Origin of the sequence: Brachybacterium sp. ACRRE (genome assembly GCF_022346485.1) — a bacterium.
GTDB classification, from domain to species: domain Bacteria; phylum Actinomycetota; class Actinomycetes; order Actinomycetales; family Dermabacteraceae; genus Brachybacterium; species Brachybacterium halotolerans.
Window position 1 is genome coordinate 23,654 of record NZ_JAKRMO010000021.1, and the last position, 20,980, is coordinate 44,633.

16 protein-coding genes are annotated in these 20,980 nt (G+C 73.0%); 12 read left to right on the forward strand and 4 right to left on the reverse strand.

The genetic code is table 11. The annotated features are described in order from the left end of the window. Positions 1–3 precede the first annotated feature (3 nt). Positions 4–834 (forward strand): type I 3-dehydroquinate dehydratase, encoded by an 831-nt coding sequence (gene aroD, locus MHY49_RS08100; RefSeq protein WP_239203515.1) that lies wholly within the window; start codon positions 4–6, stop codon positions 832–834. Positions 835–840: 6 nt separating this feature from the next. On the opposite strand, the gene MHY49_RS08105 is transcribed toward aroD, so the two are convergent. Next, positions 841–1,860, reverse strand: coding sequence for a TRIC cation channel family protein (locus tag MHY49_RS08105; RefSeq protein WP_239203516.1), 1,020 nt, complete (start codon positions 1,858–1,860; stop codon positions 841–843). 100 nt (positions 1,861–1,960) lie between these two features. Between MHY49_RS08105 and coaE the strand changes: the two genes are divergently transcribed. Continuing rightward, positions 1,961–2,764, forward strand: a complete 804-nt coding sequence (coaE, locus tag MHY49_RS08110; RefSeq protein WP_239203517.1) for a dephospho-CoA kinase — start codon at positions 1,961–1,963, stop codon at positions 2,762–2,764. 9 nt (positions 2,765–2,773) lie between these two features. Continuing rightward, positions 2,774–4,882, forward strand: a complete 2,109-nt coding sequence (uvrB, locus tag MHY49_RS08115; RefSeq protein ID WP_200500627.1) for an excinuclease ABC subunit UvrB — start codon at positions 2,774–2,776, stop codon at positions 4,880–4,882. 108 nt (positions 4,883–4,990) lie between these two features. Here uvrB and MHY49_RS08120 read toward each other — a convergent pair whose 3' ends face one another. Further along, the gene (locus MHY49_RS08120) at positions 4,991–5,725 is read right to left on the reverse strand and encodes a metalloregulator ArsR/SmtB family transcription factor (RefSeq protein ID WP_239203518.1); all 735 of its coding nucleotides are present in this window, start codon (positions 5,723–5,725) and stop codon (positions 4,991–4,993) included. Between the two features lie 64 nt (positions 5,726–5,789). Here MHY49_RS08120 and MHY49_RS08125 point away from each other — a divergent pair, with 64 nt between their 5' ends. Beyond that, positions 5,790–7,052 (forward strand): MFS transporter, encoded by a 1,263-nt coding sequence (locus tag MHY49_RS08125; RefSeq protein WP_239203519.1) that lies wholly within the window; start codon positions 5,790–5,792, stop codon positions 7,050–7,052. Positions 7,053–7,079: 27 nt separating this feature from the next. On the opposite strand, the gene MHY49_RS08130 is transcribed toward MHY49_RS08125, so the two are convergent. Both MHY49_RS08130 and MHY49_RS08135 read right to left on the reverse strand, forming a co-directional pair. Continuing rightward, a complete protein-coding gene (locus MHY49_RS08130) occupies positions 7,080–8,882 on the reverse strand; it encodes a bifunctional 3'-5' exonuclease/DNA polymerase (protein ID WP_239203520.1) in 1,803 nt (600 codons plus the stop codon). Continuing rightward, a complete protein-coding gene (locus tag MHY49_RS08135; protein ID WP_239203532.1) occupies positions 8,879–9,496 on the reverse strand; it encodes an MBL fold metallo-hydrolase in 618 nt (205 codons plus the stop codon). The genes MHY49_RS08130 and MHY49_RS08135 overlap by 4 nt, the downstream gene beginning before the upstream one ends. Before the next feature lie 300 nt (positions 9,497–9,796). On the opposite strand from MHY49_RS08135, the gene uvrA reads away from it, so the two are divergent. From uvrA to tpiA, 8 genes are all read left to right on the forward strand, one after another. Continuing rightward, complete coding sequence (uvrA, locus tag MHY49_RS08140) at positions 9,797–12,646, forward strand: excinuclease ABC subunit UvrA (RefSeq protein ID WP_239203521.1); 2,850 nt, start codon at positions 9,797–9,799, stop codon at positions 12,644–12,646. Between the two features lie 9 nt (positions 12,647–12,655). Next, positions 12,656–14,545, forward strand: coding sequence for an excinuclease ABC subunit UvrC (uvrC, locus tag MHY49_RS08145; RefSeq protein ID WP_239203522.1), 1,890 nt, complete (start codon positions 12,656–12,658; stop codon positions 14,543–14,545). A 151-nt stretch (positions 14,546–14,696) separates the two neighbouring features. Further along, complete coding sequence (rapZ, locus tag MHY49_RS08150; protein ID WP_200500632.1) at positions 14,697–15,632, forward strand: RNase adapter RapZ; 936 nt, start codon at positions 14,697–14,699, stop codon at positions 15,630–15,632. A gap of 23 nt (positions 15,633–15,655) precedes the next feature. After that, on the forward strand, positions 15,656–16,687 hold the full coding sequence (gene yvcK, locus MHY49_RS08155; protein WP_239203533.1) for a gluconeogenesis factor YvcK family protein: 1,032 nt from the start codon (positions 15,656–15,658) through the stop codon (positions 16,685–16,687). Beyond that, on the forward strand, positions 16,671–17,654 hold the full coding sequence (gene whiA / locus MHY49_RS08160) for a DNA-binding protein WhiA (RefSeq protein WP_228358511.1): 984 nt from the start codon (positions 16,671–16,673) through the stop codon (positions 17,652–17,654). Before yvcK ends, whiA begins: the two co-directional genes overlap by 17 nt. Positions 17,655–17,839: 185 nt before the next feature. Beyond that, positions 17,840–18,844 carry a type I glyceraldehyde-3-phosphate dehydrogenase gene (gene gap / locus MHY49_RS08165; protein WP_200500634.1) on the forward strand — a complete coding sequence of 335 codons (1,005 nt, stop codon included), beginning with the start codon at positions 17,840–17,842 and terminating at the stop codon, positions 18,842–18,844. A 111-nt stretch (positions 18,845–18,955) separates the two neighbouring features. Then, on the forward strand, positions 18,956–20,158 hold the full coding sequence (gene pgk / locus MHY49_RS08170) for a phosphoglycerate kinase (protein WP_239203523.1): 1,203 nt from the start codon (positions 18,956–18,958) through the stop codon (positions 20,156–20,158). Next, positions 20,155–20,934, forward strand: coding sequence for a triose-phosphate isomerase (gene tpiA / locus MHY49_RS08175; protein WP_239203524.1), 780 nt, complete (start codon positions 20,155–20,157; stop codon positions 20,932–20,934). Before pgk ends, tpiA begins: the two co-directional genes overlap by 4 nt. Positions 20,935–20,980 lie beyond the last annotated feature (46 nt).

Below are 20,980 nucleotides of genomic sequence, written 5' to 3' on the forward strand. Positions count from 1 at the left end.
GGGATGAGGCCGACGGAGGACGCCGCGCGCGCCGACGGCGACCGGTCCGGCGGCGTCGTGCGCGTGCGGGGGATCGAGCTCGGCGCCGGCCTCCCGGAGATCATCGTCCCGCTCACCGGTGCGGACGAGCGCAGCGTGCTCGCCCAGGCCGAGCGCGCGCGCACGGCGCCGGCGCGGATCATCGAATGGCGCGCCGATCTCCTCGCCCCGTCGGCCCCCGCGGCCGAGCACCGCGAGCGCATGCTCGGCGCCCTGCCCGCCCTGCGCGAGGCCCTCGCCCCCGAGCAGGCTCTCCTGCTCACGGTCCGCACCGCCGCCGAGGGCGGAGGGCGGGACCTCCCGGACACGGACCTCGCTGAGCTGCTGTGCGCCGGGATCGCCCTGCGCGGCGCGGACGGCGGCCCGCTCGTCGACCTGGTGGACGTGGAGACCGCTCGCGCACCTGAGACCGTCGGCGCCGTGATCCGCGCGGCGCACGACGCGGGCCTCGCGGTGGTCGGCTCCTTCCACGATTTCGGCGCGACGCCCCCGCAGGAGGACATCCTCGCGACGCTGCGCGCGCAGCGTGACCTCGGAGCCGACGTCGCGAAGATCGCCGTCACCCCGCGCACCGCGGAGGATGTGCTGGTCCTGCTCGCGGCGAGCCTCGAGGCCGCCCGCGACGGGGCAGGTCCCCATCTGGCGATCTCGATGGGATCCCTGGGTGCGGTCAGCCGCGTCGCGGCCGAGGTGTTCGGCTCCTGCGCGACCTTCGCGACGGCGGGCGAGGCCTCCGCTCCCGGTCAGCTCGGGGCCGACGAGGTCTCCCGGATGCTCGCGGCGCTGCGCCCCTGAGGACGCTCAGCGGCGCTCGTCGTCCTCGGGCTCCCCGGGCGCACGGTCTCCGTCCGCGGGCGTCTCCTGCGACCCGGGCGGCGCTGGAGACCTGGGCGACTCCGGAGTCGAGTCGTCCTCGGGCGTCGGGGTCGGCTCTCCGCCCGCGGTGGCGATCGGATACTCGATCGGGTCCTCCGGCGGGAGGGCGGTTCCGGCGCCCTCCCCGTCGCCGAGAGCGCGGCGCTGGAACTCCGCGGCGTCGTCGTCCGGGATCGTGGAGTCGTCCGCGAAGTCGTCGTTCGTCTCGTCCACCACCGGGATCGCGCCCGTCTCGAGAGCCACGCGGTGCCGCTCGTCCTTGCGCACGCGGCGCACGAGCGACTTCATCTGCGAGGCCGAGAGCGTCACCTGCCACTCGCCGTGGGAGGGCAGGTGCCAGCGGCGCCAGGCCGCCAGGCCCGCGAGGAGAGCACCCAGCGCGACGGCCGCGAGCACCCAGGCGGAGGGCAGCCCCAGCGCCACGACGCCCCACGTCGCGACGGCCGTGACCAGCGCGCCCGTCGCGTACAGGGGGCCTCCGCCGAAGATCGCGGGGACGCGCCCCACGAGCACGTCGCGGATCACGCCGCCGCCCACGGCGCTGGTGACGCCCAGCAGGACCGCCGGCAGCGGCTCGAGGCCGTATCCGATCGACTTCGCGGTCCCGGTCGCGGCCCACAGCGCCATCGCCAGGATGTCCAGACCGGTGACGGCGCGCCGCCACCAGGTGGCCTCGGCCGCGATGAGGTAGGAGAAGGCGGAGCCGGCGAGGGCGCACGCGAGATAGAGGGGGCCGTCGAACGCCGCGGGCGGGTCGACGCCGATGATGAGGTCGCGGACGATGCCTCCGCCGAGACCGGCGACGATGCCGATGATCGCGAAGCCCACGGCGTCGAAGTTCAGCCGGGAGGCCAGCGCCCCCGCCGCGACACCCATGATGAACACGCCTGCGAGGTCCAGCCCGCGGAGGAGGTCGTTGGTGACCAGCAGTTCGAGGGGATCCACGGGCACGACGGTAGTATGCGCGGGCGCTCGGGGCGATGGGTCGTGGACGGGATGTGACGGCGATGACCGGCCTCGTGCCGCGCGCCGTACGATCGGGAGCATGGACAGCTCGACCACCGGCACGGCCTCCGCGCGCACCGACGCCGCGGCCGGCGCCACCGGCACCGCTGCCGCCGACACCTGCCGCGATGCCGCTCCCGGACTCGTCCGCCTCGGCCTGACCGGCGGCATCGGCGCCGGGAAGTCGAGCGTCGCGGGGATCTGGCGGGAGGCCGGGACCACCGTCATCGATCTCGACGCGCACTCCCGCGCCGTGCTGGACGTGCCCGGAGAGGGCGTCGAGGAGGCCGTGGCCCGCTTCGGCGAGGAGTACCGCGCGCCCTCGGGCACGATCGACCGGTCGGCCCTCGCCCGTCTCGTCTTCGCCGACGCAGCGGCCCGCGCGGATCTCGAGGAGATCGTGCTGACGAGGGTCGATGCCGCCGTCGAGGAGGCGGAGCACGAGGCCGTCGCGGCGGGGGAGCGGCTCGTCGTCCACGACAGCCCGCTGCTGCTCGAGAAGCACCACGAGAACGAGTACGCGCGCGTGGTCGCGGTGCTCGCCCCCCGCGAGGAGCGGATCGCCCGCGTCGTGCGCGACCGAGGCCGCGACCGCACCTACGTCGAGTCCGTGATGGCGGCGCAGGCCACGGACCTCGAGCGGATCCGGCGCGCGGACCGCCTGCTGCTGAACAACGCCGACGCGGGCACCCTGCGCACTCGCGCGCTCACCCTCCTCGAGGACCTGCGTCGGGAGCTGCTCGGGGGACCCGCCGAACCCGTCGGTCCCGTCGGTCCCGTCGGCCCCGCTTCGCGGACAGCACGCGTCCGCTCTCACACGCGGGATGTCCGGCCCGGGACGTAGGCTCGTCCCATGCGCCCCGTCACCGACCTCACCCGCTCCGTCAACCCCTTCGAGGTGGTCTCCGAGTACCGGCCGTCGGGCGACCAGCCGCAGGCGATCGACGAGCTCGCGCGCCGGATCAACGGGGGAGAGCAGGACGTCGTGCTGCTGGGCGCGACCGGCACCGGCAAGAGCGCGACGACGGCCTGGCTGATCGAGAAGCTGCAGCGGCCGACCCTCGTGATGGCGCACAACAAGACCCTGGCCGCGCAGCTCGCGAGCGAGTTCCGCGACCTGCTGCCGCACAACGCCGTCGAGTACTTCGTCTCCTACTACGACTACTACCAGCCGGAGGCGTACGTCCCGCAGTCGGACACCTACATCGAGAAGGACTCCTCGATCAACGCGGAGGTCGAGCGCCTGCGCCACAGCGCCACGAACTCCCTGCTGACCCGGCGCGACGTGGTCGTGGTCTCCTCCGTGTCCTGCATCTACGGCCTGGGCACGCCGCAGGAGTACGTGGACCGCATGGTGCGGCTGAAGCGCGGCGACGAGGTCGATCGCGACGACCTGCTGCGGCGTTTCGTGGACATGCAGTACGACCGCAACGACGTCGAGTTCGTGCGCGGCACCTTCCGGGTGCGCGGGGACACCGTCGAGATCATCCCGATGTACGAGGAGCTCGCGATCCGCATCGAGTTCTTCGGCGACGAGATCGACGCGATCTACACCCTCCACCCCGTCACCGGCGAGGTGATCCGCGAGGAGGAGGACATCCACATCTTCCCCGCCTCCCACTACGTCGCCGGTCCCGAGAGGCTCGCGAAGGCGATCGACTCGATCGAGAGCGAGCTGGGGGAGCGGCTCACGGAGCTCGAGGGGCAGAACAAGCTGCTCGAGGCGCAGCGCCTGCGCATGCGCACCGCCCACGACCTCGAGATGCTGCGCCAGGTGGGCACCACCAACGGCGTCGAGAACTACTCGCGCCACCTCGACGGCCGCGGCCCCGGCACCCCGCCGAACACCCTCATGGACTACTTCCCCGAGGACTTCCTGCTGGTCATCGACGAGTCCCACGTGACCGTCCCGCAGATCGGGGCGATGTACGAGGGGGACCGCTCGCGCAAGCGCACCCTCGTGGACTTCGGGTTCCGCCTGCCCAGCGCCCTCGACAACCGCCCCCTGACCTTCGGCGAGTTCACCGAGCGCACCGGCCAGACCGTCTACCTCTCGGCGACGCCCGCCGACTACGAGCTGGGCCGCAGCGACGGGGTGGTCGAGCAGATCATCCGGCCGACGGGCCTCGTCGACCCCGAGGTCATCGTCAAGCCCGTCAAGGGCCAGATCGACGACCTGCGCGCCGAGATCGAGAAGCGCGTCGAGCGCGACGAGCGCGTGCTCGTCACCACGCTCACCAAGCGCATGGCCGAGGACCTCACCGACTACCTGCTGGAGAACGGGGTGCGCGTGCAGTACCTGCACTCCGACGTCGACACCCTGCGGCGCGTCGAGCTGCTGCGCTCCCTGCGCCAGGGCGAGTACGACGTGCTGGTGGGCATCAACCTGCTGCGCGAGGGCCTGGACCTCCCCGAGGTCTCCCTGGTCTCGATCCTCGATGCCGACAAGGAGGGGTTCCTGCGCTCGCGCACCTCCCTCATCCAGACCATCGGCCGCGCGGCCCGCAACGTCTCCGGTCAGGTGCACATGTACGCCGACACCGTCACGGACTCCATGCGCGAGGCGATCGACGAGACCAACCGACGCCGCGAGAAGCAGATCGCGTACAACACCGAGCACGGCATCGACCCGACGCCGCTGCGCAAGAAGATCGCCGACGTCACCGACATGCTCGCCCGCGAGGACATCGACACCGACACGCTGCTCGCGACCGACTACCGTTCTGGCAAGGAGCGCGTGAATCGCGACCGCGCCCGGGCGAACGTCGTCGACGCGGTCTCCGCGCGCACGGTGGACCTGGGCGACGACCCGGTGGGCGCGCTCAGCGAGATGATCGACGAGATGACGGCGCAGATGCACCAGGCCGCGGAGACCCTGCAGTTCGAGGTCGCGGCACGCCTGCGCGACGAGGTCCAGGAGCTCAAGAAGGAGCTCAAGCAGGTCCAGCGCAGCGCGTCCTGAGCCCGGACCCGTCCGCCGCGGCCGGGACGTGGGCCGCGCGGCGGGCACCGCGTGATGGCAGCTGTGCCGCGGGCTCGGACGCCCCGCGGGCTCAGCGGTGCCGCGGACTCAGACGCCCTGCAGCCAGGCGGCGATGCGCCCGGGCTCGCGCACCGCGAGATCCCGGGCGTCGGCGCGGCGCGCCACCCAGCCGCGGTCGACGAAGGCGTCCGCGACCGCGGCGCCCAGTCCGCCGGCGAGGTGGTGGCGCTGCTCGGTCCAGTCCGAGCACACCCGCAGCAGCGGGCGACGCCGCCCCTCGAGGTCCGCGAGGTCGATGCCCAGGGCACCGAAGGCATCCTCGGCGCGCGGTCCGAGCGCATAGGGGGCGCGGGGGACCGGAGCGCTCAGAGGATCCCCGTCGGACCGGCCGGAGCCCTCGTGGCCGTCGGTCCGCACGAGCGCACCGCCCTCGACGAGGCCCGCGAGCACGTCGGTGCCCAGGGTCCCCGCGAGATGGTCGTAGCAGGTGCGCGCGACCCGCAGCCTCTGCCACCGCATCGAGGAGCGCAGGCCCACGGCGGGCGGCGTCTCGGACAGCGCCAGCAGCGCCTCGAGGAGGACGACCACCTGCGGATCGGAGATCCGGAACCGGCGGTGCCGTCCCTCGCGGCGCACCTCGACGAAGCCCGCATCCTGCAGCCGCGCGAGATGCGCGCTCGCGGTCGAGGCGGAGACGGACGCCGCCTCGGCGAGACGGCTCGCCGGCCTCTCGCTGCCGTCCACGAGCTCCATGAGCATGGCGGCGCGCGACGCGTCGGCGACGAGCTCGGCGACAGCGGCGATGTCGGGCAACGGATCCATGCAGACAGTGTGCCCCGACGACGCTTCGCCCGCCGTCGAAGCGTCCCGGACGCAGACTCGCCCCATGACCGGAGAGCCGCAACCGCCCGCCCCCGACACCTCGATCCATGACCGCCCCGGCCCGTCCCGGCTGCTGCTGCCCACGCTGTGCATCCCGATGTTCCTCGTCCTGCTGGATGTGATGGCCATGAACGTCGCGATGCCGTCCCTCGGCCGCGCGCTCGGGGTCGGCCCCGCCTCCTGGCCGCAGGTCGTCGACGCCTATACGGTCCCGCTCGCCCTCGCGCTCGTGCCGGCGGGCCTGCTCGTCGACCGACTCGGGCCCCGGCGCTCCCTGCTCGCGGGCCTGCTGATCTGCCTGCTGGCCTGCGTGCTCGGCGGCATCGCCGGCAGTTGGGGCATCGTGCTGCTCGCGCGCCTCGTCCAGGGGATCTCCGCGGCCGTCATGCTCCCCGCCGGTCTCGCCGCGCTCACCCTCACCTGGACCGAGCCCGCCCCGCGCGCCCATGCGCTGGGCCTGTGGTCGGCCGTGAGCGCGATCGCGACGGCGATCGGACCGGGCGTGGGCGGACTGCTCGTGGGCGCGGTGGGATGGCGAGCCGTGTTCTGGGTGAACGTGCCCCTCCTGCTGCTCGCCCTCGTGGGCACCGCCCGCCTGCTCCCCGGCGTCCGCTCCGGGGCCGGGAGCGCGCCCCGGGACGACGGAGGAGCGGCCGACGCTCCGGCCTCCGCCTCCGGCGCACCCCCGGCCCTCCGGCCGCTGCTGGTCTCGATCCTGGTCGCGGCGATGATGACGAGCGGTGCGAACGGCACGCTGCAGGCGATCACCGTTCATCTCCAGCACTCGCTGCGGCTGGCGGCCGCCCCGGCCGGAGCGGTGCTCCTGCTCGCGACCGCCCCGTTCGTCGTGCTCGGTCCGCTCTCGGGTCGCCTCGTCGCCGCGCGGGGCCGACGGGCGACGGCCGCCGCCGGGCTCGTCCTGGGAGGCTGCGGCCTGCTGACCCTCGGTCACCTCGGCAGCGGCGCCGACGTGGTCTCGCTCGTGCCCGCACTGCTCGGCATCGGCGTCGGCCTGGGGCTGATGACCACGGCGATCGTGGGGGAGACGATGGCCGCGTGGCCCTCCCGTCCGGGGTTCGCGGGCGGGCTCAACAATGCGCTCCGCCAGGCGGGCACGAGCATCGGCGTCGCCGTCGGCGGCGCGATCGCGGCGCACGACGCCGGAGCGGGGATGCTCGCGCGCGTGGGCGGCGCGGCGGGCACCTGGTGGCTGCTCGGGGCCGTCCTCGTGCTCTGCGCGTTCACGCGGGGGAGCAGGACGCGATGACCGGACCGTCGGCCGGACCGTGGGGCGTCACTTCTCCGCGGAGCGCTCGACGATCTGCAGGTCCAGCAGGAAGTCGACGTCGCTCGCCGGGAAGAGCAGTCGGCCCGCCGCGTCGGCCGCCTCCTGCACGGCCCGCGCCGCCGCCTCCGCCTGCGCGGCGGGGGCGTGGACGATGACCTCGTCGTGCAGGAAGTAGGCGAGGTGCGCTCGGCGCGCGAAGGCCGGACCCGACGGCGTCGCCGCCTGCTCGGGCTCCACCGGGTCGAGCGAGGCGAGGGCGAGCCGCAGCCCCGCCATCCAGGCGAGCGCCCATTCGGCCGCCGTGCCCTGCACGACGAAGTTCCGGGTGAACCGTCCCCGATCGCGAGCCGCGCGGCGCGAGCGCTCCTGCTCGCCCTCCTGCGCATCGGGCGAGTTCGCGCGCAGCTGCGCCTCGGCCCAGGCCGGGTCGGGAGGGGGAGAGGAGCGTCCCAGCCAGGTGGTCACGGTGCCGCCGCGCTCCCCGGTCGCGGCGGCGTCGTCGACCAGCCGCATGGCGCGCGGGAAGCGCTCGCGCAGGCGCGGCACCACCCGGGCGCTGTCCCCGGTGGTGCCGCCGTACAGGGCGCCGAGCACGCCGATCTTCGCCTCCTGGCGGGTGGCGACGATCCCGGCGTCGACGATGCCCGAGTAGAGGTCCTTCCCCGCGCCGGCCGCGGTCATCGCCCGGTCGTCGGACATGGCGGCGAGCACGCGCGGCTCGAGCTGGGAGACGTCGGCGCTGACCAGCCGCCACCCCGGGTCGGCCCGGAGGGACGGGCGCAGGCGCCGCGGGATCTGCAGGGCCCCGCCGCCGCTGCTCGCCCAGCGCCCGGTGACCACTCCGCCGGGCACGTACACGGGCCGGTAGCGCCCCTCGTGCACCCACTCCTCGAGCCAGTGCCAGCCGTTCGCCGTGAGCAGCCGCGACATCTTCTTGTACCGCAGCAGCGGCTCGATCACCGGATGATCGATCTCCTGGAGCTCCCACTGGGAGGTGGAGGAGACGTCGATGCCGGCGCGTCGCAGCGCGCGCAGCAGGCGCGGCGGGGAGTCGATGCTCAGCAGCGGATCGCCCAGGGCGGTGCGGACCTCGGCGGCGGCCTCCGCCATCCGGGCGGGCACCTGGTCGCGCCGCGGGCGCGGTCCCAGGGCCTCGGCGAGGATGCGGTCGTGCTCGACGACGTCCCAGGGGATGCCCGCGGCGTGCATCTCCGCGGCCACGAGCGCTCCCGCGGACTCGGACGCGAGGAGGAGCCGCAGTCGCGAGGGGTCGGCGCTGCCCGCGACCGCCGCGCGCTGGCGGTCGTGCTCGGCGAGCACCTCGTCCACGCCCTGGGGGACGCCGCCCGTGCGGCCCGCCGCGTCGAGATCGAACAGGGTCGCCCCGGAGCCGCGGCCCTCCCGCTCCGCCTCGACGAGGTCCTCGGGGGTCTCCCAGGCACGGGCCTCGATCAGCGGCGCAGCATCCGTCTCGCGCACGAGCGCCGAGCGGGAGAGGATCGTGTGGGCGAGGCGCAGGTCGTGGCAGCGACGCAGGCGCACCCCGGCGCGGAGCAGCGCGGGGCACCAGGTCGCGGCGTCCGGCAGCACCCAGCGCGGGGATGACGGAGGTCCCAGGGCGGCGTGGTCGTCCCCGGTCCCGCCGATCTCGATCCCGCGCGCGCGGCGCGGCCAGTCCTCGGCGGCGACCGTCTCGAGGCCCATCTGCTCGCCCTTCGCGTCGAGCGCGACGAGCGCGATCCGGCCGTCGGCCCCGCGCGCGACGAGGATCGACGCAGGCGGGGCTCCCTCGGGGACCGGCGTGCTCACCAGCCCCGCTCGCGCCAGTCGCCGAGCTGCGGGCGCTCCGCGCCCAGGGTGGTGTCGTCCCCGTGGCCGGGGTAGACCCAGGTGCTGTCCGGCAGCACGTCGAAGATGCGCTGCTCGACGTCGTCGAGCAGCGAGGTGAAGCGCTGGGCGTCGCCCTGGGTCGCGCCGACGCCGCCGGGGAACAGGGAGTCGCCCGTGAACAGGTGGTCGCCGTCCTCGCCGCCGCGCCACAGCAGCGCGATCGAGCCGGGGGTGTGGCCGCGCAGACCGATCACGTGCAGGTCGTTCACGCCCACGCGGATCAGCGCGCCGTCCTCGAGGGGCTCGTCCGTCGGCGTCGCGATCGCGGGCGCGTCGGCCGCCCCCGCGAAGGTGCGGGCGCCGGTGGCCGCCACGAGCTGGGCGAGCGCGCCCACGTGGTCGTGGTGGCTGTGGGTGGTGACGATCGAGTCGAGGCGGCTCGAGGGGGAGCCCTCGCGCACCAGGCGCAGCAGACGCGGGAGGTCGGCCGCGGCGTCCACGAGGAGCTGCGCGCCGGAGACGCGGCAGGTCAGGAGGTAGCTGTTGTTGTCCATCGTGCCCACGGACGCCTTGCGGATCACGAGGGTCGTCATGCGGCGGGTGGCCGTGGGGCCGTCGACCTCGACGTGGCCGTCGTAGGCGGTGCCGGCGTGGCCCCCGGTCGCGGAGACGACGTCCTCGTCCTGCGTCGGGGTGCGGTTCTCGGGCGCGGGGTGCTCGCTCATGCTCCTCAGTATGGCGCGCCGCGCGCGCCGCTCCCATCGCGCGCCTCGCCACGCGAGAATCGGCCGACGGCGTCAGCGGACATGCGCGTGTCCGCGGAGCGCGGAATCGGGGTGGCAGCGGACTCACCGGGCCCTCGCGCGTCGGTCCCCGCTCGTAGGATGGGACGTGTGAGTGACACCCTCCTGGTCCGCGGCGCACGCGAGCACAACCTCAAGAACGTCGACATCGAGATCCCGCGCGATCACCTGATCGTCTTCTCCGGGCTCTCGGGGTCCGGCAAGAGCTCCCTGGCCTTCGACACCATCTTCGCCGAGGGCCAGCGGCGCTACGTGGAATCGCTCTCGGCATACGCCCGCCAGTTCCTGGGGCAGATGGACAAGCCCCGCGTGGACCTCATCGAGGGCCTCTCCCCGGCGGTCTCGATCGACCAGAAGTCCACCAACCGCAACCCGCGCTCGACGGTGGGCACGATCACCGAGGTCTACGACTACCTGCGCCTGCTGTTCTCCCGCACCGGCGTGCAGCACTGCCCCGTGTGCGGGGCGCGCGTGACCAGCTCGAGCGCCGAGCAGATCGTGGACGTGCTGCTCGGCGAGGAGTCCGGCACCCGCTTCCAGCTGCTCGCGCCCGTGGTGCGCGGGCGCAAGGGGGAGCACGCCGACCTGCTGAGCTCCCTGCGCTCGGAGGGCTATTCGCGCGCCCGCGTCGACGGCGAGGTGCGCCGCCTCGACGAAGAGATCTCCCTCGACAAGAAGTACAAGCACACGATCGAAGTGGTCGTCGACCGCCTGGCCGCGAAGCCCGACGCGCGCCGCCGCCTCACCGACTCCGTGGAGACCGCGCTGCGCCTGGCCGACGGCCTGCTCGTCGTGGACTTCGTCGACCGCGAGGCCGACGCCGACGACCGCTCCCGCCGCTTCTCCGAGAAGCGCGCGTGCCCCAACGACCACCCGCTCACCCTGGACGACATCGAGCCGCGCTCCTTCTCGTTCAACGCCCCCTACGGCGCCTGCCCCGAGTGCACCGGCCTGGGCATGCGCCTCGAGGTCGATCCGGAGCTCGTGATCCCCGATGAGGACCTCAGCCTCGCTGACGGCGCGATCGCGCCCTGGACCATGGGGCACGCCGACCACCACCAGCAGGTGATGGCGGGCCTCGCCGAGGAGCTCGCGTTCTCCCTCGACACCCCGTGGCGGGCGCTGCCCGAGCGCGCGAAGGAGGCGCTGCTGCACGGCAACGACTTCAAGGTCCACGTGCGCTACCGCAACCGCTTCGGCCGCGAGCGCACGTACTCCACGGGCTTCGAGGGCGTCATCCACTACCTCGAGCGCCGCCACGAGGACACGGAGTCCGACTGGGCGAAGGACCGCTACGAGCAGTTCATGCGCGAGGTGCCCTGCCCCGCGTGCGGCGGCGCGCGCCTGCGGCCCGAGGTGCTCGCGGTGACCGTGGGCGACCGCTCGATCGCCGAGGTCTGCGACCTCTCGATCCGCGAGGCCCACGCCTTCCTCGGCGGCCTCGAGCTGGGCGTCAAGGAGGCGCAGATCGCCTCCGAGGTGCTGCGCGAGATCGAGGCCCGCCTGGGCTTCCTGCTCGACGTCGGCCTGGACTACCTGACGCTGGCCCGTGCGGCCGGCACCCTCTCGGGCGGTGAGGCCCAGCGCATCCGACTGGCCACCCAGATCGGCTCGGGGCTCGTGGGCGTGCTCTACGTGCTCGACGAGCCGTCGATCGGGCTCCACCAGCGGGACAACGAGCGCCTCATCGCGACCCTCACCCGTCTGCGCGACCTCGGCAACACCCTGATCGTCGTCGAGCACGACGAGGACACCCTGAACGCCGCCGACTGGATCGTGGACATCGGCCCCCTCGCCGGCGAGCGGGGAGGCCACGTCATCCACTCGGGCGACCTCGCGGGCCTGAAGTCCAACCCCGAGTCCCTCACCGGCCAGTACCTCAGCGGGAAGCTCTCGATCCCGGTGCCGCCCGTCCGCCGGCCCATCGACAAGGAGCGCCGGGTCACCGTGCACGGCGCCCGCGAGAACAACCTCAAGAACGTCGACGTCTCCTTCCCCCTGGGCACCTTCACCGCCGTCACCGGCGTCTCCGGCTCGGGCAAGTCGACGCTCGTGAACGACATCCTCTACTCGGTGCTCGCCCGCGAGCTCAACGGCGCGCGCACCGTCGCCGGCCGCCACAAGCGCGTGACGGGTCTCGAGAGCCTCGACAAGGTCGTGCACGTCGACCAGTCGCCCATCGGGCGCACCCCGCGCTCGAACCCGGCGACCTACACGGGCGTGTGGGACCGGGTGCGCACCCTGTTCGCCCAGACCTCCGAGGCGAAGGTGCGCGGCTACAAGGCCGGGCGCTTCTCCTTCAACGTCAAGGGCGGGCGCTGCGAGACCTGCTCGGGCGACGGCACCATCAAGATCGAGATGAACTTCCTGCCCGACGTCTACGTGACCTGCGAGGTCTGCCACGGGGCGCGGTACAACCGCGAGACCCTCGAGGTGCACTTCAAAGGCAAGAACGTCGCCGAGGTCCTCGACATGCCGATCGAGGAGGCCGTCGAGTTCTTCGACGCGGTCCCCGCGATCCGCCGCCAGCTGCAGACGCTCGACGACGTGGGCCTGGGGTACGTGCGCCTCGGCCAGAGCGCGACCACGCTCTCCGGCGGCGAGGCCCAGCGCGTGAAGCTCGCCTCCGAGCTGCACAAGCGCTCCAACGGCCGCACGATCTACGTGCTCGACGAGCCCACCACCGGACTCCACTTCGAGGACGTCCGCAAGCTCCTCGAGGTCCTCGGCGGCCTCGTCGACAAGGGCAACACGGTGATCGTCATCGAGCACAACCTCGACGTCATCAAGAGCGCCGACCACGTCATCGACCTCGGTCCCGAGGGCGGGGACGGCGGCGGCCGCGTGGTCGCGACCGGCACCCCCGAGGACGTCGCGCGCGTGGGCGCCTCCCACACCGGTCGGTTCCTGCTGCCGATCCTCGAGGCGGGGAGGCAGTGACCGTCCTCCATGGCTGACCCGTCGACCTACCGTCCCGCGACAGGGACCATTCCGACCTCCCCGGGCGTCTACCGCTTCCGCGACGCCGACTCCCGGGTGATCTACGTCGGCAAGGCGAAGAACCTGCGGGCGCGGCTCTCGAACTACTTCCAGGACCTCTCGGCCCTCCACGAGCGCACCCGGCGGATGGTCACCACGGCGACGGGCGTCGAGTGGACGGTGGTGCGCACCGAGGTCGAGGCGCTGACCCTCGAGTACACGTGGATCAAGGAGTTCGATCCGCGGTTCAACGTGAAGTTCCGCGACGACAAGTCCTACCCGTACCTGGCCGTGACCATGGGGGAGGAGGTGCCGCGCGTCCACATCACGCGCCGGCCCCGCACCAAGGGCGACCGCGTCTTCGGCCCCTACACGCAGGTGTGGGCGATCCGCGAGACCCTCGACCTGATGCTCCGCGTCTTCCCCGTGCGCTCCTGCACCGCGGGCGTCTTTCGGCGCGCCGAGCGGTCCGGACGGCCCTGCCTGCTCGGCTTCATCGGCAAGTGCTCGGCGCCGTGCGTCGGCGACATCTCGGTGGAGGACCACCGCCGCCTCGCCGAGCAGTTCAGCGACTTCATGGCCGGCAACACCGGCGCCTATCTGCGGCGCATCGAGAAGCGCATGCGCGAAGCCGCCGCCGCCCAGGACTACGAGACCGCCGCCGGGCTGCGCGACGACCTGCAGGCGCTCGAGAAGGTCATGGAGAAGAACTCCGTGGTGCTCTCCGACGCGACCGACGCGGACCTCGTGGCCCTCGTCCAGGACGAGCTCGAGGCCTCCATCCAGGTCTTCCACGTGCGCGGCGGGAGGATCCGCGGCCAGCGCGGCTGGACCGCCGAGATCCTCGACGAGTCCGGCCCCGGCGACCTCATGGAGCGGGCGCTGGCGACCCTGTACACCGACGGGGAGGCCCCCGCCGAGGTGCTCGTGAGCGAGATGCCGACCAACGCGGACCAGGTGCAGGAGCTCGTCGGCCGGCGCGTCGACCTGCGCGTGCCCCGCCGCGGGGAGAAGAAGGAGCTGCTGGAGACCGTCGGCGCCAACGCGGAGGAGGCCCTGCGCCTGCACCGGCTGCGCCGCACGGGCGACCTCACGGCCCGCACCAAGGCCCTCGAGGACCTCGGGGAGGCGCTGGACCTCGCGGAGCCCCCGCTGCGCATCGAGTGCTTCGACATCTCCCACTCGCAGGGGACGAACGTCGTCGGCTCCCAGGTGGTCTTCGAGGACGGGCTGCCCAAGAAGAGCGAGTACCGCCGCTACTCCGTGACGGGGGAGGCCGCGCGCGACGACACGGCCTCCATGTACGACGTGATCCGCCGGCGCCTCCAGCGGCACCTCGATCCCGTCCCGGCCGACGACGAGGACTCCCGCCGCTTCGCCTATCCGCCCGCGCTGATCCTCGTCGACGGCGGGCAGCCGCAGGTCGCGGCCGCGCAGCGGGCCTTCGAGGACCTCGGCGTCACCGACATCGCCCTCGCCGGCATCGCCAAGCGCCTCGAGGAGATCTGGCTGCCCGGGGACGACTACCCGGTGATCCTGCCCCGCACCAGCGAGGCGCTGTTCCTCGTCCAGCGGCTGCGCGACGAGGCCCACCGCTTCGCGATCTCCTACCACCGCTCCAAGCGCGGGCGCGCCATGCAGGCGAGCGCCCTGGACGGCGTGCCCGGCCTGGGGCCGGCCCGTCGGCGGGCGCTGCTCGACCGCTTCACGACGGTCGCGAACATCCGTGAGGCCGATGCGGAGACCCTCCAGGAGGTCCAGGGCATCGGCCCGCAGCTCGCCGCGCAGGTGCTCGCGACCCTGCGCGGGGAGGAGCCCGGCCCGGCGGTCGACATGGCGACGGGCGAGATCCTCGAGTGACCCGCGGGGCGCCGGGGCGATCCTCACCACGGATCCCTCGGCGTCCATCCGCGGGCGGTACCCTTCACCAGCACGAGCACGATGACGACGGCCCTCGACCCCGAGCTCGACCCCGACCCCTGACCCCGACCTCGACGAAGGAGCAGCATCCATGTCGCAGGACAGCAGCGTCCCGGAGTCCGCGCCCGCCGAGGGCGCGCCGGAGCCGGAGCCCGATCGGGCGGCGCCGCCCGGCGACGTCGTGATCATCACGGGCCTCGCGGGCGCGGGGCGCGAGACGGCCGCCCACGCCCTCGAGGACCTGGGCTGGTACGTCGTCTACAACATCGCGCCGCAGCTGATCCCGCGCCTCTACGAGCTCCAGCAGCAGGCCGAGGGCCGCGAGACCCGCTTCGCCGTGGTCGTCGACCCCCGCTCCGGCCCGTTCTTCTCCGAGCTGTCCCAGGTGATCGAGCAGATGCGCGCCTCCGAGATGCGGGTGCGGCTGGTCTTCCTCACCGCCGACGAGCACACGCTCGTGCGCCGCTTCGACTCCGTGCGCCGTCCCCACCCGCTGCAGGGGGAGGAGGGCGTGCTCGAGGGCATCCGCCGCGAGCGGGAGATGCTCGCGCCCTACCGGCGCCTCGCCGACGTCGCGATCGACACGTCCCCGCTGAACGTGCACCAGCTGACGATGAAGATGCGCACCACCTTCGGCTCGCACAGCGAGCAGGCGCTCACCGTGAACGTCATGTCCTTCGGCTTCAAGTACGGGATCCCGATCGAGGCCGATCACGTCAGCGACGTCCGCTTCATCCCCAACCCGTACTGGGTGCCCGAGCTGCGCTCCCAGCGCGGCACCGATCCGGCGGTCGCCGAGTTCGTGCTCGCCGACCCCAACGGCGCCGAGTTCGCCGCCCGCTACCTCGACATGATCCGTCCCGTGCTGCGCGGCTACTCGGCGGAGAACAAGCACTTCACGACGATCGCGATCGGCTGCACGGGCGGCAAGCACCGCTCGGTCGCGATGGCGGAGAAGATCGGGGAGGACCTGCGCCAGGCGGGCTTCGCGGTGCGCGTGCGCCACCGGGATCTGGGGCGCGAGTGACCGCCGCCGGACTGCCCCCGCACCTGCGACGCGGTTCGCGCAGCGGCCCCCGCCGCGCCCTGTCCTCGCCGCGCCGCGCGGTCGCCCTCGGCGGCGGCCACGGGCTCGCCGCGAACCTGCGGTCCCTGCGCCTGCTGGTCGACGACATCACGGCCGTGGTCACGGTCGCGGACGACGGCGGCTCCTCGGGGCGCATCCGCGCCGAGCTGCCCGTGCTACCCCCCGGGGACCTGCGGATGGCGCTCGCGGCGCTGTGCGAGGACTCCGACTGGGGCGCCTTCTGGCACGACGCCGTCCAGCACCGCTTCGTCACCGACGGCGACCTCGACGGCCACGCCCTCGGGAACCTCATGATCGTTGCCATGTGGCAGATCCTCGAGGACCCGATCGCGGGCCTGGACCGGATCGGCGAGCTGCTCGGCGCCCGCGGGCGCGTCCTGCCCATGGCTCTGGACCCCCTGGACATCGAGGCGCAGGTGGCCTTCGCGGACGGCACCCGCGGCACGGTGCGCGGCCAGGCGCAGGTCGCGAAGGTCCCCGGGCGGGTCGAGTCGATGAGGCTGATCCCGGAGCGGCCCCGGGTGCCCGAGGAGGTGCTGCGCGCGATCGAGGAGGCCGACTGGGTGATCGTCGGCCCCGGCTCCTGGTACACCTCGGTGCTGCCGCACCTGCAGATCCCCGAGATCGCGGAGGCCCTGCGCACCACCCGCGCCCACCGCTGCGTGGTCATGAACCTCTCCTCGGGGGGCGAGGAGATCGAGGGGATGCGCAGCACGGACCTGCTGCGCGTGCTGTTGGACAGCGCGCCCGAGACGAGCTTCGACACCGTGATCGCCGACCCGACGGCCCTCGAGGACGCGGTGGAGCTCGCGGAGTTCGCGCGCACACGAGAAATACGTACCCTGCTGAGGCAGGTGAGCGTGGGCGGCGGGGTGCCGGTCCACGACCCTGTGCGGCTCGCCGCCGCCTACCGCGACGTGTTCGACGGCGTGTACGGGGATGTCGAGGGGACGCAGGACGAGGAAGAGGGGACTCAGCATGGCATTGACCGCTGACGCCAAGGAGGAGCTGTCGCGGATCGACGTGGCGCGCCCGTCGGCCCGGAAGGCGGAGGCCGCGGCGATGCTGCGCTTCGCCGGCGGCCTGCATTTGCAGGGCGGGCGCGTGGTGATCGAGGCCGAGGTGGACAGCGCCGCGACCGCGCGGCGGCTGCGCGCGATCATCGCCGACGTCTACGGGCACGGCAGCGACATCGCGGTGCTCGCACCGTCGGGGATCCGGCGCTCGACGACGTACATCGTGCGCGTGCACGGCGACGGCGCGGTGCTCGCCCGCCAGACGGGCCTGCTGGACGCCCGCGGCCGTCCCGTGCGCGGGATGCCGCCGGCCGTCGTCGGCGGCGCCGCGGTGGACGCCGAGGCCGCCTGGCGCGGCGCGTTCCTCGCCCGCGGCTCCCTCACCGAGCCGGGCCGCAGCTCCGCGCTCGAGCTCGGCTGCCCGGGGCCCGAGGTCGCGCTCGCGATGGTGGGCGCCGCCCGGCGCCTGGGCATCGCCTCGAAGGCCCGCGAGGTCCGCGGCGGCGACCGCGTGGTGCTGCGCGACGGCGACGCGATCGCTGCCCTGCTCACGCGCATGGGCGCCCATCAGACCGTCCTGGTGTGGGAGGAGCGGCGCACGCGCCGCGAGGTCCGCGCGACCGCCCACCGCCTGGCGAACTTCGACGACGCCAACCTGCGTCGCTCGGCGCGGGCCGCGGTCGCCGCGGGGCAGCGCGTGGAGCGGGCGCTGGAGATCCTGGGCGACGAGGTCCCCGAGCACCTGCGCGAGGCCGGACGCCTGCGCGTCGAGCACCGTCAGGCGAGCCTCGAGGAGCTCGGCCGCCACGCCGATCCGCCGATGACCAAGGACGCGGTCGCCGGTCGCATCCGCCGCCTGCTCGCGATGGCCGACAAGCGCGCCGAGGAGCTCGGCGTCCCCGGCACCGACGAGGTCAACGAGGGCGGCGAGGACGCGCGCTCCTGAGCCGGGAGCCGCGCCGCGGTCCAGGGAGCGGACCCGTTCCGACGTGACCCAGTGCATTGATAGACTGATCCGCGGTCGTGATCGTCGTCTCGGGTTCCCGGGAGGCGCCGCGGTCGTCCGAGCGTACGAGGGCGTGCGCGACACACATCCCCGCAGCCTCCTGGGCTGCGATCCAAGGAGGAACCGTGACCACTAAGGTCGGAATCAACGGATTCGGTCGCATCGGGCGCAACTTCCTGCGCGCCGCCCTCGAGCAGGGTGCCGACATCGAGGTCGTGGGCGTCAACGATCTGACGGACAACGCGACGCTCGCCAACCTCATCAAGTACGACTCCATCGGCGGCGTGCTGCCCTACGAGGTCAGCCACGACGACGACTCCATCACCGTCGGCGACCTCACCTTCAAGGCCTTCGCCGAGCGCGACCCGAAGAACATCCCGTGGGGCGAGATCGGCGCGGACGTCGTCATCGAGTCCACCGGCATCTTCACCGACGCCGAGAAGGCCAAGGCCCACCTCGAGGGCGGTGCGAAGAAGGTCATCATCTCCGCTCCCGCGAAGAACGAGGACGCGACCTTCGTCATCGGCGTGAACGAGGGCGACTACGACCCGGCGAAGCACGACATCGTCTCGAACGCCTCGTGCACCACCAACAGCCTCGCCCCTGTGGCCAAGGTGCTGAACGACGAGTTCGGCATCGTCAAGGGCCTCATGACCACGGTCCACGCCTACACCTCGGACCAGGTCCTGCAGGACGGCCCCCACAAGGATCCGCGCCGCGCCCGCGCCGCCGCCCTGAACATCGTGCCCACCACGACCGGCGCCGCCAAGGCCGTCGCGCTCGTGCTGCCCGAGCTCAAGGGCAAGCTCGACGGCTACTCGCTGCGCGTGCCGGTCCCCACCGGCTCGATCACGGACCTCACCTTCGAGGCCTCCCGCGAGGTCACCGCCGAGGAGATCAACGCCGCGGTGAAGAAGGCCGCCGAGGGCCCGCTCAAGGGCATCCTGCGGTACACCGAGGACCCGATCGTCTCCAAGGACATCGAGCACGATCCGCACTCCTCGATCTTCGACAGCCAGCTCACCAAGGTGAACGGCAACCTCGTCAAGGTCTTCACCTGGTACGACAACGAGTGGGGCTTCTCCAACCGCCTCGTCGAGCTCACCTCGCTCGTCGGCAAGAGCCTCTGACCCTCTCCCTCACGGAGAACGGGTCCGACGGAGCCCGTCCGGCGCCGCCCCTGCGAGGCGCGGCCCGGGCGGGCTCCGTCGCACGCACCCCTCGACACTAGGAGCCACCCCGTGCTGAAGACCATCGCGTCGCTCGGCGACCTGCGCGGCAAGCGGGTCATCGTCCGCGCCGACCTCAACGTGCCGCTGGACGGCACCACGATCACCGACGACGGCCGCATCCGCGCCGCCCTGCCCACGATCTCGACGCTCACAGGCGCCGGTGCGCGCGTCGTCGTGATCTCCCACCTCGGCCGCCCCAAGGGCGCGCCCGAGGAGAAGTACTCGCTGCGCCCCGTCGTCGGGCGGCTGTCCGAGCTCCTCGGCGCCGACGTCGCCTTCGCGACCGACACCGTGGGCGACAGCGCCCGGCAGACCGTGGACGCCCTCGCCGACGGCCAGGTCGCGATCCTCGAGAACCTCCGCTTCAACCCGGGGGAGACCGCGAAGGACGAGGCCGAGCGCCGCGCCTTCGCCGAGCAGATCGCCGCGCTCGGCGACGCCTTCGTCTCCGACGGCTTCGGCGTCGTCCATCGCAAGCAGGCCTCCGTGTACGAGCTCGCACAGCTCCTGCCCTCGGCCGCCGGCGAGCTCGTGACCAGCGAGGTCGAGGCCCTGCGCAAGGTGACCGACGACCCGGAGCGCCCCTTCGTCGTGATCCTCGGCGGCGCCAAGATCGCCGACAAGCTCGGCGTCATCGAGAACCTGCTGACCAAGGCCGATCGGATCCTCATCGGCGGCGGCATGGCGTACACCTTCCTCAAGGCCCAGGGCCATGAGATCGGCAAGTCCCTGCTGGACGCCGAGCGCGTCGACACCGTGCGCGAGTACCTCGAGACGGCGCAGGAGAACGGCGTCGAGCTCGTGCTGCCCGTGGACACGGTCGTCGCCCGGGAGTTCTCGGCCGACGCGGAGCCGACGACGGTCCCCGCCGACCAGATCCCCGCCGACCAGGAGGGCATGGACATCGGCCCGAGGACCGCGGAGCTGTTCGCGGAGAAGATCGCCGATGCGCGCACGATCTTCTGGAACGGCCCGATGGGGGTCTTCGAGTTCGAGACCTTCGCACGGGGCACGAAGGACGTCGCCACGGCCCTCGCCGACGCCGACGGCTTCACCGTGATCGGCGGCGGCGACTCCGCGGCCGCCGTCCGCACCCTGGGCTTCGACGAGTCCGCGTTCTCGCACATCTCGACCGGCGGCGGTGCGAGCCTCGAGCTGATCGAGGGCAAGGAGCTGCCGGGCATCGCCGTCCTGGAGGAGGACCACGCATGAGCACCACCCGCACCCCGCTGATGGCGGGCAACTGGAAGATGAACCTCGACTGGAAGCAGGGCCTGTCCCTCGTCGAGGACCTGGGCGACGCCCTCAAGGGCCTGGACACCTCCGCCGTCGAGGCGGCCGTGCTGCCCCCGTTCGTGGACCTGCGCACCGTGCAGACGGCCGTGGACGCCGGGGAGCTCCCGATCTCCTACGGGTCCCAGGACGTGTCGGAGCACGAGTCCGGCGCCTTCACCGGAGAGGTCTCGGCCTCCATGCTCACGGCCCTCGGCGCGACCTACGCGACCATCGGCCACTCCGAGCGCCGCCAGTACCACGGTGAGACCGAGCAGATCACCAACGCCAAGGTGAAGGCGGCCCTCGGCGGCGGTCTGACCCCCATCCTCTGCGTCGGCGAGCCGCTCGAGGAGAGGAAGGCGGGCAAGCAGGTCGAGTACACGCTCGCCCAGCTCGAGGGCGGCCTCGAGGGCGTCGACGCCGCACAGGTCGGCTCCCTCGTCGTCGCCTACGAGCCGGTCTGGGCGATCGGCACCGGCGAGGTCGCGACCCCGGATGACGCCCAGGAGGTCTGCGGAGCGATTCGCGACTGGGTGCGCACCGCCCACGGCGAGGCCGCGGCCGACGCCGTGCGCGTCCTCTACGGCGGCTCCGTGAAGTCCTCGAACGTCGCCGAGCTGATGACGAAGCCCGATGTCGACGGCGCCCTCGTGGGCGGGGCCTCGCTGAAGGCCGACGAGTTCGCGAAGATCGTCCGCTACCAGGACGCCTGAGCGGCACGACCGGACGAGGAGCCGAACGGCTCACATCCGGCGGGGC

What these genes read in the sequence shown, in the direction of transcription:
- aroD (WP_239203515.1), top strand. Translation starts at nt 4, where the DNA reads ATGAGGCCGACGGAGGACGCCGCGCGCGCCGACGGCGACCGGTCCGGC.
- coaE (WP_239203517.1), top strand. Translation starts at nt 1,961, where the DNA reads ATGGACAGCTCGACCACCGGCACGGCCTCCGCGCGCACCGACGCCGCG.
- uvrB (WP_200500627.1), top strand. Translation starts at nt 2,774, where the DNA reads ATGCGCCCCGTCACCGACCTCACCCGCTCCGTCAACCCCTTCGAGGTG.
- MHY49_RS08120 (WP_239203518.1), bottom strand. Translation starts at nt 5,725, where the DNA reads ATGGATCCGTTGCCCGACATCGCCGCTGTCGCCGAGCTCGTCGCCGAC.
- MHY49_RS08125 (WP_239203519.1), top strand. Translation starts at nt 5,790, where the DNA reads ATGACCGGAGAGCCGCAACCGCCCGCCCCCGACACCTCGATCCATGAC.
- MHY49_RS08135 (WP_239203532.1), bottom strand. Translation starts at nt 9,496, where the DNA reads ATGACGACCCTCGTGATCCGCAAGGCGTCCGTGGGCACGATGGACAAC.
- uvrC (WP_239203522.1), top strand. Translation starts at nt 12,656, where the DNA reads ATGGCTGACCCGTCGACCTACCGTCCCGCGACAGGGACCATTCCGACC.
- rapZ (WP_200500632.1), top strand. Translation starts at nt 14,697, where the DNA reads ATGTCGCAGGACAGCAGCGTCCCGGAGTCCGCGCCCGCCGAGGGCGCG.
- whiA (WP_228358511.1), top strand. Translation starts at nt 16,671, where the DNA reads ATGGCATTGACCGCTGACGCCAAGGAGGAGCTGTCGCGGATCGACGTG.
- tpiA (WP_239203524.1), top strand. Translation starts at nt 20,155, where the DNA reads ATGAGCACCACCCGCACCCCGCTGATGGCGGGCAACTGGAAGATGAAC.